This window comes from Sanguibacter suaedae (assembly GCF_016342785.1).
GTDB classification, from domain to species: domain Bacteria; phylum Actinomycetota; class Actinomycetes; order Actinomycetales; family Cellulomonadaceae; genus Sanguibacter; species Sanguibacter suaedae.
The window spans coordinates 24,072-39,325 of sequence record NZ_JAEINH010000006.1 but is presented as its reverse complement, the minus strand read 5'-3'; the positions used below and the strand labels follow the sequence as shown (position 1 = coordinate 39,325).

14 protein-coding genes are annotated in these 15,254 nt (G+C 73.1%); 7 read left to right on the top strand and 7 right to left on the bottom strand.

Going from position 1 to position 15,254, the window contains the following annotated elements; all coding sequences use genetic code 11:
• Positions 1 to 72 precede the first annotated feature (72 nt).
• Positions 73 to 2,202, top strand: a complete 2,130-nt coding sequence (gene malQ, locus JAV76_RS08550; RefSeq protein ID WP_198733626.1) for a 4-alpha-glucanotransferase — start codon at positions 73 to 75, stop codon at positions 2,200 to 2,202.
• 97 nt (positions 2,203 to 2,299) lie between these two features.
• Here malQ and pepN read toward each other — a convergent pair whose 3' ends face one another.
• The gene (gene pepN, locus JAV76_RS08545) at positions 2,300 to 4,849 is read right to left on the bottom strand and encodes an aminopeptidase N (protein ID WP_198733625.1); all 2,550 of its coding nucleotides are present in this window, start codon (positions 4,847 to 4,849) and stop codon (positions 2,300 to 2,302) included.
• 187 nt (positions 4,850 to 5,036) lie between these two features.
• On the opposite strand from pepN, the gene JAV76_RS08540 reads away from it, so the two are divergent.
• The 3 genes from JAV76_RS08540 to JAV76_RS08530 all read left to right on the top strand — a co-directional run bounded on the left by JAV76_RS08540 (position 5,037) and on the right by JAV76_RS08530 (position 6,795).
• The gene (locus JAV76_RS08540; protein ID WP_198733624.1) at positions 5,037 to 5,681 is read left to right on the top strand and encodes a mycothiol-dependent nitroreductase Rv2466c family protein; all 645 of its coding nucleotides are present in this window, start codon (positions 5,037 to 5,039) and stop codon (positions 5,679 to 5,681) included.
• A gap of 5 nt (positions 5,682 to 5,686) precedes the next feature.
• On the top strand, positions 5,687 to 6,124 hold the full coding sequence (locus JAV76_RS08535) for a hypothetical protein (RefSeq protein ID WP_198733623.1): 438 nt from the start codon (positions 5,687 to 5,689) through the stop codon (positions 6,122 to 6,124).
• 68 nt (positions 6,125 to 6,192) lie between these two features.
• Positions 6,193 to 6,795, top strand: coding sequence for a hypothetical protein (locus JAV76_RS08530; RefSeq protein WP_198733622.1), 603 nt, complete (start codon positions 6,193 to 6,195; stop codon positions 6,793 to 6,795).
• A gap of 6 nt (positions 6,796 to 6,801) precedes the next feature.
• Here JAV76_RS08530 and JAV76_RS08525 read toward each other — a convergent pair whose 3' ends face one another.
• A complete protein-coding gene (locus JAV76_RS08525) occupies positions 6,802 to 8,808 on the bottom strand; it encodes a M13 family metallopeptidase (protein WP_198733621.1) in 2,007 nt (668 codons plus the stop codon).
• 59 nt (positions 8,809 to 8,867) lie between these two features.
• Between JAV76_RS08525 and JAV76_RS08520 the strand changes: the two genes are divergently transcribed.
• Both JAV76_RS08520 and JAV76_RS08515 read left to right on the top strand, forming a co-directional pair.
• Entirely contained in the window at positions 8,868 to 9,317 is a 450-nt protein-coding gene (locus tag JAV76_RS08520) for a ribose-5-phosphate isomerase (RefSeq protein ID WP_198733620.1), read from the top strand.
• 38 nt (positions 9,318 to 9,355) lie between these two features.
• Positions 9,356 to 10,360 carry an Fpg/Nei family DNA glycosylase gene (locus tag JAV76_RS08515; protein ID WP_198733619.1) on the top strand — a complete coding sequence of 335 codons (1,005 nt, stop codon included), beginning with the start codon at positions 9,356 to 9,358 and terminating at the stop codon, positions 10,358 to 10,360.
• A gap of 4 nt (positions 10,361 to 10,364) precedes the next feature.
• Here JAV76_RS08515 and JAV76_RS08510 read toward each other — a convergent pair whose 3' ends face one another.
• Entirely contained in the window at positions 10,365 to 11,672 is a 1,308-nt protein-coding gene (locus JAV76_RS08510; RefSeq protein ID WP_198733618.1) for a GNAT family N-acetyltransferase, read from the bottom strand.
• 71 nt (positions 11,673 to 11,743) lie between these two features.
• Here JAV76_RS08510 and JAV76_RS08505 point away from each other — a divergent pair, with 71 nt between their 5' ends.
• The gene (locus tag JAV76_RS08505) at positions 11,744 to 12,064 is read left to right on the top strand and encodes an MGMT family protein (protein ID WP_198733617.1); all 321 of its coding nucleotides are present in this window, start codon (positions 11,744 to 11,746) and stop codon (positions 12,062 to 12,064) included.
• 9 nt (positions 12,065 to 12,073) lie between these two features.
• On the opposite strand, the gene JAV76_RS08500 is transcribed toward JAV76_RS08505, so the two are convergent.
• From JAV76_RS08500 to epsC, 4 genes are all read right to left on the bottom strand, one after another.
• Positions 12,074 to 13,123: an LLM class F420-dependent oxidoreductase gene (locus JAV76_RS08500; protein WP_198733616.1), complete on the bottom strand. Its 1,050-nt coding sequence runs from the start codon at positions 13,121 to 13,123 to the stop codon at positions 12,074 to 12,076.
• A 103-nt stretch (positions 13,124 to 13,226) separates the two neighbouring features.
• Complete coding sequence (locus tag JAV76_RS08495; RefSeq protein WP_198733615.1) at positions 13,227 to 14,240, bottom strand: SdpI family protein; 1,014 nt, start codon at positions 14,238 to 14,240, stop codon at positions 13,227 to 13,229.
• Positions 14,237 to 14,590 carry a GntR family transcriptional regulator gene (locus JAV76_RS08490; RefSeq protein WP_198733614.1) on the bottom strand — a complete coding sequence of 118 codons (354 nt, stop codon included), beginning with the start codon at positions 14,588 to 14,590 and terminating at the stop codon, positions 14,237 to 14,239. Before JAV76_RS08490 ends, JAV76_RS08495 begins: the two co-directional genes overlap by 4 nt.
• 44 nt (positions 14,591 to 14,634) lie before the next feature.
• Entirely contained in the window at positions 14,635 to 15,219 is a 585-nt protein-coding gene (epsC, locus tag JAV76_RS08485; protein ID WP_198733613.1) for a serine O-acetyltransferase EpsC, read from the bottom strand.
• Between the last annotated feature and the right edge of the window lie 35 nt (positions 15,220 to 15,254).

Below are 15,254 nucleotides of genomic sequence, written 5' to 3'. Positions count from 1 at the left end.
TTACCGATCCAGGGAGGCCGCCGCGCCGACGTCCCTGCTGCCGGTGGGCGCGCTCTCTGGCAGGATTCAAGCGTGGACCCCGTCGAGCAGAAGTCAACGCCCTCACCCGCTCTCGTCGACCTCGCGGTCGCCTACGGCATCTCGCCGGACCACTGGGGGTTCCACGGGGAGAAGAAGTACGCCGCCGAGCACACCCTCGTCGCCGTCCTCGACGCCCTGGGGGTCGACGCGTCGAGCCCCGAGCGGATCGACGTGGCGCTCGCGAGCGTCGCGGACCGCGAGTGGCGCCGGATGCTCCCCCCCACGGTCGTCGCCACGGCGGGGCGTGCCACCGAGCTGCCGGTGCACGTCACCGACGGGCTCGAGGTCGAGGTGTGGGTCGAGCTCGAGGACGGTGCGGGGGAGCGGGTGCTGGGCCAGCTCGACGTGTACACGGAGCCGCACGTCGTCGACGGGCGCGCCATCGGTCGTGCGGTCTTCGAGCTGCCAGAGGACCTCCCGCTCGGGTGGCACGAGGTCCGTGCGCGCACCGCCGACGGACAGTCGCGTGCGACCCTCGTCGTGACGCCCGCACGGCTCGAGGTCCCCGCCGATCTCGCGGAGCGGCAGGCATGGGGGCTCATGGCGCAGCTCTACTCCGTGCGTTCACGCCAGTCGTGGGGCGTCGGGGACTTCGCGGACCTGGCCGACCTCGGGTGGCTCGCGGGACGCAGCCTCGACGCCGACTTCCTCCTCATCAACCCGGTGGCCGCGGCCGAGCCCACTACCCCCATGACCCCGTCCCCGTACCTGCCGGTGAGCAGGCGCTTCGTCAACCCCATCTACCTGCGCGTCGAGGACATCCGGGAGACCGCGTACCTGTCCGCCGCCGACCGGTCCCTCATCGAGTGGTCCGCCGACGGGGTTCGGGAGATGAGCACCGACCCCGGTCCCATCGACCGCGACGCGTCGTGGGAGGCCAAGAAGTCGGCTCTGCGCGTCGTCTTCGGGGCGCCGCGCTCCGCGGCGCGGGAGACCGCGTTCCAGGAGTTCCGCCGCTCCCAGGGCCGTGGCCTCGAGGACTTCGCGACGTGGTGCGCGCTCACCGACCACTTCCAGGGCGGCCCCTGGCCCGACGGTGCCGACGACGTCACGTCGGACGTCGTCAAGGAGCTGCGAGCAGAGCTCTCCGACGAGATCGACTTCTACTGCTGGTTGCAGTGGGTGGCGGACGTCCAGCTCGAGCAGGCGCAGCGCGCCGCCCTCGACGGCGGGATGTCCATCGGTGTCATGCACGACCTCGCCGTCGGCGTCCATCCCTCCGGCGCCGACGCCTGGGCCCTCGCGGGGGTCCTCGCGAACGGCATCGGGGTGGGTGCCCCGCCGGACATGTACAACCAGCAGGGTCAGAACTGGTCCCAGCCCCCGTGGCACCCGGAGGAGCTCGCACGGACCGGCTACGCCGCGTACCGCGACCTGCTGCGCACCGTGCTCCGTCACGCCGGCGCGCTGCGCATCGACCACGTCATCGGTCTCTTCCGGCTCTGGTGGATCCCGCAGGGTCAGGGGGCGGACGAGGGCGTGTACGTGCGCTACGACCACGACGCGCTCATCGGGATCCTGTGCCTCGAGGCCCAGCGTGCCGGGGCGATCGTCATCGGCGAGGACCTCGGGGTCTTCGAGCCGTGGGTGCGGGACTACCTCACGGAGCGCGGTGTCCTCGGAACGTCGGTCCTGTGGTTCGAGAAGGAGCAGGACGGCCTGCCCGCCAGGCCGGAGAGCTTCCGTCCGCTGTCCCTCACCACGGTCACGACGCACGACCTGCCGCCGTCCGCCGGGTACCTCGCCGGCGAGCACGTGGAGATCCGCGAGCGGCTGGGTCTGCTCACGGAACCGGTGCACACCGTCCGTCAGGCGGCGAAGGAGGAGCGTGACCAGATGGTCGCGGCCCTGTCGGACCTCGGGCTCGTCGGGATCGAGCCGTCCGAGCGCGAGCTCGTCGAGGCCCTCCACCGGTACGTCCGCATGACGCCCGCCGTGCTCCTCGGGGTGTCCCTCGCGGACGCCGTGGGGGAGAGGCGCGCGCAGAACCAGCCCGGGACGGACCAGGAGTACCCCAACTGGAAGGTGCCGCTCGGGGACTCCATCGGCAACGTCGTGCTCCTCGAGGACCTCCTCGACAACGCGCGCCTGCGGTCCCTCGCCCGAGTCATGAACGGCTGATCAGCCACGTCACCGGGACGGTTCACCGCTCGTCCGTGCTGGTGGGGAGCACCCGTCGGGGTGGTCGGCGGTCGCCCGCCGGCCACCCCGACGCCTGTCAGGCGCCGTCGACCGCCTGCGCGGCGAGCGCCCGCTCGACGCCCGCGAGGTTCTCCACGACGATCCGGCGCAGCGCGGGCGCTGCGTCCGGGTGGTCAGCGAGCCACGCCGTGGTCGCCGCCCGGAGGGACTCGTCGGCGAGCGGGGCCGGGAAGAGCCCGTCGACGAGCGTCTCCGCGATGTGGTAGCTGCGCTCGGCCCAGAGGCGCTCCAGGCACGCCAGGTACTGCTCGACCAGGGGAGCGAGGACCGCGGGGTCGTTCACGTGCCCGAACCCGATGGTCGTCGCCCGCACGATGGCGTTCGGTGCCTCGTCGGAGTCCACCAGCGACGCGAACGCGGCGAGCTTGGCGTCGACCGTGGGGATCGTCGCGCGGGCGCGTGCTGCCGCCTGCTGACCGTTCGCCGTGTTGTCCGCGGCGAGGGCGGCGTCGATCTCGGCGGCGCCGGCCCGGCCGCCGAGGACGAGGCCCTCGAGGATCTCCCAGCGCAGGTCCGTGTCGATCTCCAGCCCGTCGAGGGTGCGCGTCCCGTCGAGCAGCGCACCGAGGACGTCGAGGTGCGCGCCGGTGCTCGCGAGGTTCGCGAAGTACTTGACGAACTGGAACTGGGCGTCGGACCCGGCCTCCGCCTGCTGGGCGAGGTCCCACAGCCCGTCGCCCACCGCGGCGACCGTCTCGGCGCGCCGCTCCGGCGCCACGTAGCTGCGGGCAGCGAGGGCCAGCTGAGCGAGGGTGGTGCGGATGGTCGTCGACTCGGTCTCCGTGGCGATGTTGCCGAGGACGAGCCGCACGTAGTCGCTCGCGGGGCTCTCCGCGTCGCGGGTGGCGTCCCAGGCTGAGCCCCACACGAGGGACCGTGCGAGGGGGTCCGTGATCGACGCGAGCCGCTCGACGGCCACCGACCAGGAGGCCTCGTCGAGGCGGATCTTCGCGTAGGCGAGGTCCTCGTCGTTGATGAGCACGAGCGCGGGGCGCGTCGCCCCCACGATCTCGGGGACGTCGGTGCGGGCACCGTCGACGTCGATCTCGACGCGGCGCGTCCGGACGAGCGACCCGCTGCCGTCCTCGTCGTAGAAGCCGACGGCGAGGCGGTGCGGGCGGATGGTGGGGTGCTCGGCGGTGGCGGTCTGGAGCACGGCGAACGCCGTGATCACGCCGTCGTCGTCCACCTCGATCTCGGGGCGCAGCGTGTTCACGCCCGCGGTCTCGAGCCACAGGCGGGACCACTCGCCGAGGTCCCGGCCGCTCGTGGCCTCGAGCTCGACGAGGAGGTCCGTGAGCTCGGTGTTGCCGAACTCGTGCTTGCGGAAGTAACGGCCCACGCCCTCCATGAACGCGTCGATCCCCACCCAGGCGACGAGCTGCTTGAGGACCGACCCGCCCTTGGCGTAGGTGATCCCGTCGAAGTTCACCTGGACGTCCTCGAGGTCGTTGATCGTGGCGACGATCGGGTGCGTCGAGGGCAGCTGGTCCTGCCGGTACGCCCACGACTTCTCCATGGCGGCGAACGTGGTCCACGCGCCCTTCCACTCCGTGGCCTCCGCCGTTGCGAGGGTCGACGCCCACTCGGCGAACGACTCGTTGAGCCACAGGTCGTTCCACCAGCGCATGGTCACGAGGTCCCCGAACCACATGTGCGCGAGCTCGTGGAGGACGGTCACGACGCGACGCTCCTTGATGGCGTCGGTGACCTTGGACCGGAACACGTACGTCTCGGTGAACGTCACGCAGCCGGCGTTCTCCATGGCACCCGCGTTGAACTCGGGCACGAAGAGCTGGTCGTACTTGGCGAAGGGGTACGGGTAGTCGAACTTCTCCTCGTAGAACGCGAAGCCCTCGCGCGTCTTGTCGAAGATGTAGTCGGCGTCCATGTGCTCGGCGAGCGACGCCCGGCAGAAGACACCGAGGGGGATGGTGCGGCCGTCGCGGCTCGTGAGCTCGCTGCGCTGCACGACGTACGGCCCTGCGACGATCGCGGTGATGTAGGAGGAGATCACGGGGGTGGGCTCGAAGGCCCACGTCGAGGTGCCCTCGCCGGCGGGGACGGGCTCGGGGGTGGGCGAGTTGCTCACGACCTGCCAGGCCGACGGCGCGGTGACGGTGAACCGGAACGTCGCCTTGAGGTCGGGCTGCTCGAAGACCGCGAAGACGCGACGGGAGTCGGGGACCTCGAACTGCGAGTACAGGTAGACCTCGCCGTCGACGGGGTCGACGAAGCGGTGCAGGCCCTCGCCGGAGTTCGTGTAGGCGGCGTCGGCGACGACGCGCAGCTCGTTGTCCGCGGCGAGCCCGTCGAGGGCGATGCGCGAGTCGGCGAAGACGACCGCCGGGTCGAGAGCACGTCCGTTGAGCGTCACCTCGTGCACGGCGGGTGCGACGAGGTCGATGAACGTGCTCGCGCCGTCCTCGGCCGCGAACCGGACCACGGTCGTGGAACGGAACGTCGTGGGGCCGGTCGTGAGGTCGAGCTCGACCTCGTAGGACCGGACGGTGACCAGCGCAGCACGCTCCGTCGCTTCGATTCGGGTCAGGTTCTCTCCGGACACGGGCGCCTCCTCGGCTTCGTGGTGCTCGTCGGACGGGCGGTGCCGGTGAGCGCGCCTCGGTCCTGTGAGCACCGGGTTCGGTGGCCTGTGGCGGCCACTGACGATCATTCCACGGACGTCGGGGAACAGCGCCACCCCTGTTCGGGTTAGGTTCGACGTCACCAGCCGCCCCACCTCGAGGAGCACCATGAACGACACCGCCGGCACGACCCCCGCCACCCAGGATCCCGTGACGCGCCACGCCGACTTCTGGTTCGACCCCCTGTGCCCGTGGGCGTGGATGACGAGCCGGTGGATCGGCGAGGTCGAGAAGGTCCGTGACATCACCGTCCGGTGGCACGTCATGAGCCTGTCCGTCCTCAACGAGGGACGTGAGCTGCCCGAGGCGTACCGGGAGAGCATGGACGCGGGGTGGGGCCCCGTCCGCGTGGTCGTCGCCGCGCAGGCCGAGCACGGCGACGACGTCGTGAAGCCGCTCTACGACGCCATCGGCACCCGGTTCCACCCGGGTGGGCGCTCCGACCGGCGCGAGGTCGTCGCGGAGGCGCTCGCCGAGGTGGGCCTGCCCGCGTCGCTCATGGACCACTACGACGCGACGACGTACGACGACCGGCTGCGGGCCTCCCACACCGAGGGGATCGACAGGGTCGGGGAGGACGTCGGCACCCCCGTCGTCGCCTTCGGGGACGTCGCGTTCTTCGGTCCTGTCGTGACGCCCGCCCCGAAGGGCGAGGACGCGGGCCGCCTGTGGGACGGGTGCGTCCTCGTCGCCGGCACGCCGGGCTTCTTCGAGCTCAAGCGGACGCGGACGCAGGGCCCCGACTTCTCGTGACGGCCGTGAGCACCGCGGCGTCGTGGGGGACGGTCCGCGAGGACGACGCCCACCTCGCCGACCACGCCCGCGCCCGGTTCGCCGCGGGTGGCGAGCACGTGCTCGCCACCCGCACGCTCATCGGGACACCCCGCCTGAGCGCGGCGCGCGTCGGGTGGTGGGGGGACGAGATGTGGTTCGGGTGCTCGGAGGGCGCGGCACGAGACCTGCGGGCGGACGCCCGGGTCGGGCTCCTCGCGGCGCCCGACGGAGACCGGGCGGACGAGGTGAAGGTGTCCGGGCGCGCGGTGGAGCTCGTCGGGGACGCGCGCGCCGCGGTGGTGGACGGGTGCGGAGCCGAGGGCGAGCTGTTCGTCCTGCGCGTGCGGAGCGTCGCGCTCACCGTGCCGTCGCTCCTCGGCCCCGCGCGGGTCCTGCGGTGGGACGCGAGTTCGGTGACCTGACCGGGCACGTGTCATCCTGGGCGCTGAGAGCGGGTGAAGGACGCCCGCGACCAGCGTGAGGAGACCGCATGGCAGGCATGTCGACGCCACCCCGGCAGGCAGAGGGGCAGGCCCGGCGCGGGCGCATGTCGCCAGCGCTGGTCGCCTTCGTCGTCGCCGACGTCCTTCTCGTCCTCCTCGCCGTGTGGATCGGGGTGAGCATGTCCTCCGGTGACGAGGAGGAGCCGACGGCGAGCCAGAGCACCTCCGCGAGCGCGAGCCCGTCACCTACCTCCGACCCGGGGGACGGCGACGCCGAGGGCACCGCCGAGCCGGCGGCCGACGCCGAGGCGTTCGCGTCGCCCTCCGGCAACATCGTCTGCCAGGTGTCGTCCACCGGCGCGTCCTGCGGGATCGTCTCCCTCGCGACGGAGCCGGCTCCCGTGCCCGGGTGCGACGGGACCGTCGGGCACGTCGTCGAGGTCACCGGCGACGGCGTGAGCGTCCCGTGCGTCGGGCCCGCGGACCAGCCCGCGGCGCCCCCCGCGGGAACCCAGCAGCTGGCGTACGGCTCGTCCCTGGCCGTGGGGCCCTACTCGTGCGACAGCACCGAGACCGGCGTGACGTGCACGGACACGGCCACGGGCCAGGGCTTCACCCTGGCCCGTGCCGGCATCACCCGGGTGGGCTGACCCGGGTCACCAGATCCGCACCCGCTCCTCGGGTGCCAGGTACAGGGCGTCCCCGGGCTGCACGTTGTACGTCGAGTAGAACTCGTCGATGTTGCGGACCACGCCGTTGCACCGGAACTCCGCCGGGGAGTGGGGGTCCGTCGCGAGACGCTGGATCATCGCCTCGTCGCGCATGGCCGTCTGCCACACCTGCGCCCAGGACAGGAAGACCCGCTCGGCGCCGGTGAGGCCGTCGACCACCGGGGCGTGCGCGAGGTCGGTGCCGAGGGCGATCCGGTACGCCTTGAGCGCGATGGACAGACCGCCGAGGTCGCCGATGTTCTCCCCGATCGTCAGCGCGCCGTTCACGGTGTGCTCCGGGGAGAGCTGGGCCGGGTGGAACGCGTCGTACTGCGCGACGAGCGCCTCGGCACGCGCCTCGAACTCCGCGCGGTCGGAGCTCGTCCACCAGTCCTCGAGGCGTCCCTGCCCGTCGTACTTCGAGCCCTGGTCGTCGAACCCGTGCCCGATCTCGTGCCCGATGACCGCACCGATGCCGCCGTAGTTGGCGGCGTCGTCGGCGTCGGGGTCGAAGAACGGCGGCTGGAGGATCGCCGCCGGGAACACGATCTCGTTCATCGACGGGTTGTAGTAGGCGTTGACCGTCTGCGGGGTCATGAGCCACTCGTCCCGGTCGATCGGGCGCCCGATCTTCGCCAGCTCGTGGTCCAGGTCGAACGTGTTCGACCGGCGCACGTTCCCCACGAGGTCGTCGGCACGGACCTCGAGGGCCGAGTAGTCGCGCCACCGGACGGGGTACCCGACCTTCGGGGTGAAGGCAGCGAGCTTCGCGAGGGCCTTGGTCCGGGTCTCCTGCCCCATCCAGTCGAGGCGGGTGATGGAGTCGCGGTACGCCTCGATGAGGTTCGCCACGAGCACGTCCATGCGCTCCTTGTGGGACGGGGGGAAGTGGCGCGCGACGTACACCTCGCCGACCGCCTCGCCGAGGGCACCCTCGACGAGCGAGACCCCACGCTTCCAGCGCTCGCGGACCTCCTGGGTGCCGGACAGGGTCCGTCCGTAGAAGTCGAAGCTCGCCTCGACCACGTCGGACGACAGGTAGGCGGCGCGGGCGGTGACGAGGTGGTAGACGGCCCAGGCGGCCCAGTCCTCGGGGTCCGCCCCCTGCCACAGGTCGGCGAGGCCGGCGAAGAAGTCGGGCTCGCGGACGACCACGTGGTCGAGCGCCCCTGCGGGGGCGCCGAGGGCCTCCGCCCAGGCGTGCCACGGGAACCCGGGCGCGGACGTCGCGAGGTCGGCGAGCGTCGACGGGTTGTAGGTGAGCTCCGAGTCGCGGTCCTTGACGACGTCCCAGTGGTGGCCGGCGAGGCGGGTCTCGAGGTCGAGGACGCGCTGTGCGGCGGCGGGTACGGACCCCCCGTCGAACTCTCCGGTGAGCACGAGCATCCGTGCGACGTGCGCGAGGTAGCTCGCCCGCGTCCCCGCGTACCTCTCCTCGCGGTAGTAGGACTCGTCGGGCAGGCCCAGGCCGCCCTGGTGCAGGTAGACGACGTACCTCTCGGGGTCCTTCGCGTCGTTGTCGACCCACAGGCCGAACGCGCCTCCGCCTCCGGTGCGCTGCAGGGTCCCGAGCGCCACGGCACGCTCGTCGGGCGAGGACGCCTCGCGCAGGAGGTCCAGGTCCGGCGTCAGGGGGTCGGTGCCCAGACGCTCGACGGTCTCCGTGTCCATGAAGCTCGCGTAGAGCGCCCCGATCTGGGCCATGACACCGGTGGGGCTGTCGGCGGCGCCTGCCTCCTCGATGATCTCCCGCACGTGGAGCTCCGCCGCGTCGTGCAGCGCCCGGAAGGCGCCGTCGGCGGCGCGGTCGGCGGGGATGGTGTGCGAGGCGATCCACCTGCCGTTGACGTGCCGGTAGAGGTCGTCCTGCGGTCGGACGGTGGGGTCGAACGCACCGGTGTCGATGCCGGACCGGGCGCCCGTCGCGGGCGCCGTGCTGTCGGTGTGAGTCATGCGTCTCAGGTTAGGTCCTGGTCGCGGGCCCGCGCGCAGCGATGCGGCAGAATGGCGGCATGCGCGTTCACATTGCCTCCGACCATGCCGGCTTCGAGCTCAAGGCGGCCCTCGTCGAGCACCTGCGGGCCGTCGGGCACGACGTCGTGGACCACGGTGCCCACGAGTACGACGCCCTCGACGACTACCCGTCGTTCTGCTTCGCGGCCGGTGAGGCCGTCGTCGCCGAGCCCGGCAGCCTCGGCATCGTCATCGGCGGGTCCGGCAACGGCGAGCAGATCGCGGCGAACAAGGTCCCCGGTGTGCGCGCGGCGCTCGCCTGGAACCTCGAGACGGCCCGCCTGGGGCGGCAGCACAACGACGCGAACGTCGTGGCCATCGGGGGCCGTCAGCACACGGTCGAGGAGTCCACGGCGTTCGTCGACGCGTTCCTCGCCGAGCCGTTCAGCGGCGACGAGCGCCACCAGCGCCGCATCGACCAGCTCGCCGCGTACGAGGCCGCTCGCTGACGTGACCGCTCCTGGCCCCTGGTCCCGAGGACGCGCGCGTGCCTGAGGGGCACACCGTCCACCGGCTGGCCCGGACGTTCGCCGACCTCTTCGCCGGGAGCGCGGTGGCGGTGTCGAGTCCCCAGGGCCGGTTCGCCGCCGGGGCGGCTGTCCTCGACGGCGGCACGATGGTGGCGAGCGAGGCGCACGGGAAGCAGATGTTCCTCGCGATCACGCCGCGAGGCGCGGACCGGAGCAGCGACGCCGACGTGCGCTGGTTGCGCGTGCACCTCGGGCTCTACGGGGCGTGGACGTTCGCGGGCGACGGGAGCACCGCCGTCGTCCATGCGATCGGCGCACCGCGCAAGCGGGTGGGCGAGGCGGAGAGCGCTCTGCCGGTCGCCGAGGGCGAGCACGACGCGCACGAGCACGACGACGGGGCGTGGGAGCCGCCCGGGCCCCGCGGTCAGGTGCGCGTCCGGATCCGGTCGGAGCACGCGGTCGCGGACCTCACCGGCCCGACGGCCTGCGAGGTCGTCACACCCGAGGAGAAGGACGCCGTCGTCGCGCGCCTGGGTCCGGACCCGTTGCGTCCCGACGCCGACCCCGCACGGTTCGTCGAGGCGCTGCGACGGTCGCGGTCACCCGTCGCGGGGCTCCTCATGAACCAGGCGGTCGTCGCCGGCGTGGGGAACATCTATCGGGCTGAGGCGCTCTTCCGGGCACGCCTGGCCCCGATGCTGCCCGGCCGGGCCGTGCCCGCGGAGACCGCCCACGCGGTCTGGGACGACCTCGTGGAGATCATGACGGACGGGGCGCGGACCGGCGCCATCGTCACCACCGAGCCGCGCCACCGCGGGAGCGTGGGGGCAGGCTCGTCGCAGGAGCGGCGAGGGCGTCGGACCCGGCAGAACACGGACGTCGTGCCGGGTGCGGTCGCCTCCGACGACGCCTTCTACGTCTACCACCGTGACGGCCTGCCGTGCCGGGTGTGCGGCACCGGTATCGCCCTCACGGAGCTCGCGGGGCGGAACCTCTTCTGGTGCCCGCGGTGCCAGGCCTGAGCCCTCAGAACACCCAGCTGCAGACCGGGGCGAGCGGCCAGCCGAAAGCGGCCGACGCGCGCAGGAGCGCCCCGTCGGTGTGCTCCTCCACGGCGCCCGCACCCGCGAGGGCGGTGAGCGACACCCCGCCCAGGTAGGCCGACCCCAGCGCCCCGACGGTCACCGCGAGGTCCGGCGCGTCCGTGGTGCGCTCGACGTGGACGGGGCCGAGACCCTCCGACTGCAGCCTCCACGTCCCGTCGTTGTGCTCGAGCCTGTCGTCGGCGACGTGCAGCACGAGATCGAGGTGGCACGCGTACCTGCGCGCCGCGAGCGCGCCGGCGACGTCGACCAGCCGGACCCAGAGGTTGTCGGCGACCCGCGGCTGGGCGGACCGGGGATCGACGAGCAGACCCATGATGGGGTCGTCGACGGGGAGCACGAACGGCTCGACCTCGCTCATGAGGTCGAGGTCGAGCAGCGTCGACCACAGCCGGTGGGCGGCCGCCGGGTCGAGGGCGACGACCTCGCCGGCGTGCACGGTGCCGCGCGGCCCCGGGGTCTCCCAGCGCAGGGCCCGCCGGAGCACCGTGTACCCACGTGGCTCACCGTCGGCCTCCACGACGACGATCTTCCTGGTCTCCCTGCCGCCGCGGAGCGCCGGCACGTCGGAGAGGTGGTGCGCCCGCAGCGCCTCGGTCTCCCGGGTCGCCCACCCGGGGCGCAGGATCCCCGCCTGGGTGCCAGCTCGCTCGTGGAGATCGGCGACGAGCCCTCCGTGCCGTGCGGGGTCCAGCTCCTCGACGCGGACGGTGAGCCGGTCCGACCCTGTCACGGGGTGCAGGGCGGCACCACGGGGGATCCGCACGCGCAGGTCGTCGGCCGCGTGGCCGTAGCCGAACCGGCCGTAGATGGCGGCCTCGGCCGCGAAGAGCGCCGAGACGGTCTCGCCCCGCTCGAGGCACTGCGCGAGGTGGTGGTCGATCATCGCCGTGAGCAGCCCGCGTCGTCGGTCCTGAGGATGGACGGCCACCCAGGTGAGGCCTGCGACGGGGGTGCGAGCACCGGGCACCGGGAACCTCGAGAACCGGTACGAGGAGTGCATGGCGGCGAGGTCGGTGCGGGTGGGCACGGCGCCGTCGATGGGTACGGCGGCCTCGTCGGGGGCGTCGCGGACGACGCCGACGGTCCGCTCCCAGTCGAGGGGGAGGGGCACGCCCTCGGCGTCCTCGACGGACGGCGCGTCGGGGAAGGCCCACCGGTCGAGGCGCAGGACGTCCTCCCGGCGCCCGTCGTCGAGCTGGACCAAGCGGTACGGCGTGGGGAGCGTCATGACCGCAGTCTCCAGCACGGCTCCCGGGCGCACCAGGGTTTTGTCGGGATCTCACGGCCTAGGGTGGTCGCGTGGACGAGGAGTACGTGGAGACGGTGCTCGACGTCGTGGGCACGGTCCCGGTGGGTCGCGCGACGACGTACGGCGACGTCGCGGAGGTGGTCGGTGAGGTGCTCGGCCGCGGCGGCCCTCGACAGGTCGGGGCGGTCCTTGCCCGCGCCGGTGGCGCGGTCCCGTGGTGGAGGGTCGTGAACGCGGCCGGTCGACCTCCGTCGCACGCCGGTGCGCGGGCGCTCGCCCTCCTCGCGCACGAGGGCTGCCCCCTGGTGCCCGCGCGGGACCGGGTGGACCTGCGCCACGCCCGGGCCGAGCTCGAGGTCCCGGCACGCTGAGGAGCGAGCTCAGCGGGCGGCGTGGACCACGGCCTCGACGGCGGCCGCGTCGCCCTGCACGACGATCGTGGTCACGGCGGTCCGTTCCCATGCCGCAAGGTCCGCGCGGATCTTCGCGGCCGGTCCGACGAGCGCGACGTCCTCGACGAGCGAGGTCGGGACGGCAGCGGCCGCCCGGTCGCGGTCGCCGGCGAGGTAGTGCGCCTGGATCTCGTCGCACGCCTCCCCGTACCCCAGCCGCTCGACGGCGTCGCGGTGGAAGTTCGCGCCCTTGGCGCCCATGCCCCCGATGTAGAGGGCGAGGAAGGGGCGCACCCGGTCGGCGGCCTTCTCGACGTCGTCGTCGACGACGACGGGGACCGTCGCGCTCACCTCGAAGTCCTCGACGGCCGAGCGCTCGTCGGCCCGCCGCGCGAAGCCGTCCGCGAGGAGGCTCCTGAACTCGTCGTCCAGCCGGGGGGAGTAGAAGAGGGGGAGCCAGCCGTCGGCGATCTCCGCGGCGAGCGCGATGTTCTTGGGGCCTTCGGCGGCGAGGTGGATCGGGAGGTCGCTGCGCAGGGGATGGACCGTGGAGCGCAGGGCCTTCCCGAGCCCGGTCACCGCACGTCCCCCGGCGGCCTCCGCCGTGAGCGGCAGCGTGTAGAAGGAGCCGTCGTGGCTCACGGGACGGTCACGCGCGAGGACCTGCCGGACGATGTCGACGTACTCCCGGGTCCGCGCGAGGGGCCGGGGGTAGGGCTGGCCGTACCATCCCTCGACGACCTGGGGGCCGGAGACCCCGAGGCCCAGGACGAACCGTCCGCCGGAGAGGTGGTCGAGGGTCATGGCAGCCATCGCGGTCGCGGTCGGGGTCCGCGCCGACATCTGCACGACGGCGGTGCCGAGGCGGATCCGCTCGGTGCGGGCGCCCCACCAGGCCAACGGGGTGAGGGCGTCCGACCCGTAGGCCTCCGCCGTCCAGACGGAGTCGACGCCGAGGGCGTCGGCGTGGACGACCGCGTCGGCCGTCCCCGGAGGTGGCCCGGCCGACCAGTAGCCGGTGTGGATCCCGATACGCATGGTGCTCCTCGTCGTTGAGGGTCGGTGGGGGCTGTCGGTGTGCGGTGCGGGGCGTCGCCGCCGGAGACACCTGAGACCCCCGGTACGACGTACCTGGCCGAGACTACCCGTCGTCGGGCGTGCCGCGCCCCCGTGACGCGAGCGAGTTGAGCAGCGCCGCGGCGGAGGCGGCGTCCGGGGTGGTCACGACGAGGACGCGGCCACCGGTCTGCTCGACCTGGAGCGCCTCGCCCTTGCCGAGGACGATCCCGACGGCCCCGTCGGTGCCCGTCCGCCAGCCCCACCCGCCGAAGTCGCGCAGCGGGTCGACGTGCGTGACGGACGCCTGCTCGACCTCGGAGAGAGGGACGACGGTCCGGGGAAGGCCGAGGACGGACCGCACGCTCAGCCCGTCCGTGTCGACCCGCACGTCCCAGCGGAACATCGCCAGGAAAAGCACGACGAGGGCGGCCGGGACGGTGAGGAGCCAGGGGGAGCGGGACAGGACTGCGAGGACGGCGGTCCCGAGGACGGCCGTCGCACCGACGGTGATACCGCCGCGCGCCGTCACGGTGCGGAACCAGGCCACCCGCTCGTCGGGGCCCATCGCGAGTCGGGCCGCCTCGGTGGGGACCGCTGCCGTCGCGGGCAGCGGCCGGTCGCGGGGGACGAGGAGTGCGGAGACGATCGCCGCACCGGTCGCGAGGGCCAGCGCCAGCGCGATCGTCCCGCCGACGTCTGGCGCGTCGTCGGGGCTGGTCAGGCCACGTTGGCCCGCCAGGGACCCGAGCATGACTGCCACCAGGAAGGCCGCGAACCATGTGCTCATCCCTGTGGCTGCACGACGTGTCGATGCCGCCTGGCCGCGCAGCAGCGCCAGCAGCCACGCGCCGACGTGGAGAGGGACCGCGCTCCCAGCGAGCACCGCGACGAACGAGGTGAGCGGGGCGAACCCGTCGGCACCGTCGGCGCCCCAGTGCACGGCGACCGGGTCCGGCAGGGCGTCGCGCCACGAGAGAGCGACGGCGACACCCACGGCGAGCACGAGGACCGGCGCGACCAGCGTGAGGAGGGTCGTGGACAGGGCGTGCTCGCGCGGGCCCCTGCGCCGGGCCGGGCGGGGGGTCGGTGACGTCATCGCAGCGCCTCCTTGAGGAGGGCGGTCGTCGTCTCGGGGGAGAGGTCGAGCGCTCGGGAGGTGCGTGCCAGCGCCGCGAGGGCCTCGCGCAGCGGTGCGTAGTCCGAGCCGGCGCGATCGGTGACGACAGCGCCCCGGCCGCGTCGCAGGTCGACGAGTCCTTCGTCGCGCAGCTCCTGGTAGGCGTGGAGGACGGTGTGGACGTTGAGGTCGAGCGCTGCGGCGATCTCGCGCGCAGCGGGCAGGCGGTCCCCGGGGGCGAGGTCGCCGCGCACGATGGCGGTGCGGACCTGGGTCGCGATCTGACCGAAGAGGGATTCGTCCGCGGAGGGGTCGATGCGGAAGAGCATGGATGAACCATACTTGTTCTAGTGCAAATATGAGAATGCCGCGATCAGATGAAGATCGCCGGGTCCTCGCAGTGGTCCACCACCGGCGACGACGAAGGCCGGGACCGGACCCGCGCGGGGACCCCCACGGCGACCGACCCCTCCGGGACGTCCTTGACGACCACGGCGTTCGCGCCGATCTGGGCGTCGTCCCCCACCCACACGGCGCCCAGGACCTTCGCGCCGGCCCCGACGACCACGCGGTCACCGAGCGTCGGGTGCCGCTTCCCGTGCGTCATCGACCGACCCCCGAGCGTCACCCCGTGGAACAGGGTCACGTCGTCCCCGACGACCGCCGTCGCCCCGATCACCACGCCCATGCCGTGGTCGATGAACAGGCGTCTGCCGAGGGTCGCCGACGGATGGATCTCGATCCCCGTCGCGGCACGCGTCGCCTGCGAGAGCAGCCGTGCCGGCAGCCGCAGGAGCGGGTGACGCCACATCCGGTGCGTGAGGCGGTGCGCCCACAGCGCGTGCACGCCGGGGTACGCGAGCGCCACCTCGACCGACGTCCGTGCCGCCGGGTCGCGGTCGCGAGCCGCCTGCAGGTCCTCGCGCAGCAGCTTCCACGCGTCGGAGGGTCGAGACATCGGTGACTGTCCTGTCGGTCGGTGACGGGCCCGCG

Excerpts from the sequence above, each read along its gene's own strand:
- JAV76_RS08540 (WP_198733624.1), top strand. The coding sequence starts at position 5,037 with ATGAACGACACCGCCGGCACGACCCCCGCCACCCAGGATCCCGTGACG.
- JAV76_RS08530 (WP_198733622.1), top strand. The coding sequence starts at position 6,193 with ATGGCAGGCATGTCGACGCCACCCCGGCAGGCAGAGGGGCAGGCCCGG.
- JAV76_RS08525 (WP_198733621.1), bottom strand. The coding sequence starts at position 8,808 with ATGACTCACACCGACAGCACGGCGCCCGCGACGGGCGCCCGGTCCGGC.
- JAV76_RS08520 (WP_198733620.1), top strand. The coding sequence starts at position 8,868 with ATGCGCGTTCACATTGCCTCCGACCATGCCGGCTTCGAGCTCAAGGCG.
- JAV76_RS08510 (WP_198733618.1), bottom strand. The coding sequence starts at position 11,672 with ATGACGCTCCCCACGCCGTACCGCTTGGTCCAGCTCGACGACGGGCGC.
- JAV76_RS08500 (WP_198733616.1), bottom strand. The coding sequence starts at position 13,123 with ATGCGTATCGGGATCCACACCGGCTACTGGTCGGCCGGGCCACCTCCG.
- JAV76_RS08495 (WP_198733615.1), bottom strand. The coding sequence starts at position 14,240 with ATGACGTCACCGACCCCCCGCCCGGCCCGGCGCAGGGGCCCGCGCGAG.
- JAV76_RS08490 (WP_198733614.1), bottom strand. The coding sequence starts at position 14,590 with ATGCTCTTCCGCATCGACCCCTCCGCGGACGAATCCCTCTTCGGTCAG.
- epsC (WP_198733613.1), bottom strand. The coding sequence starts at position 15,219 with ATGTCTCGACCCTCCGACGCGTGGAAGCTGCTGCGCGAGGACCTGCAG.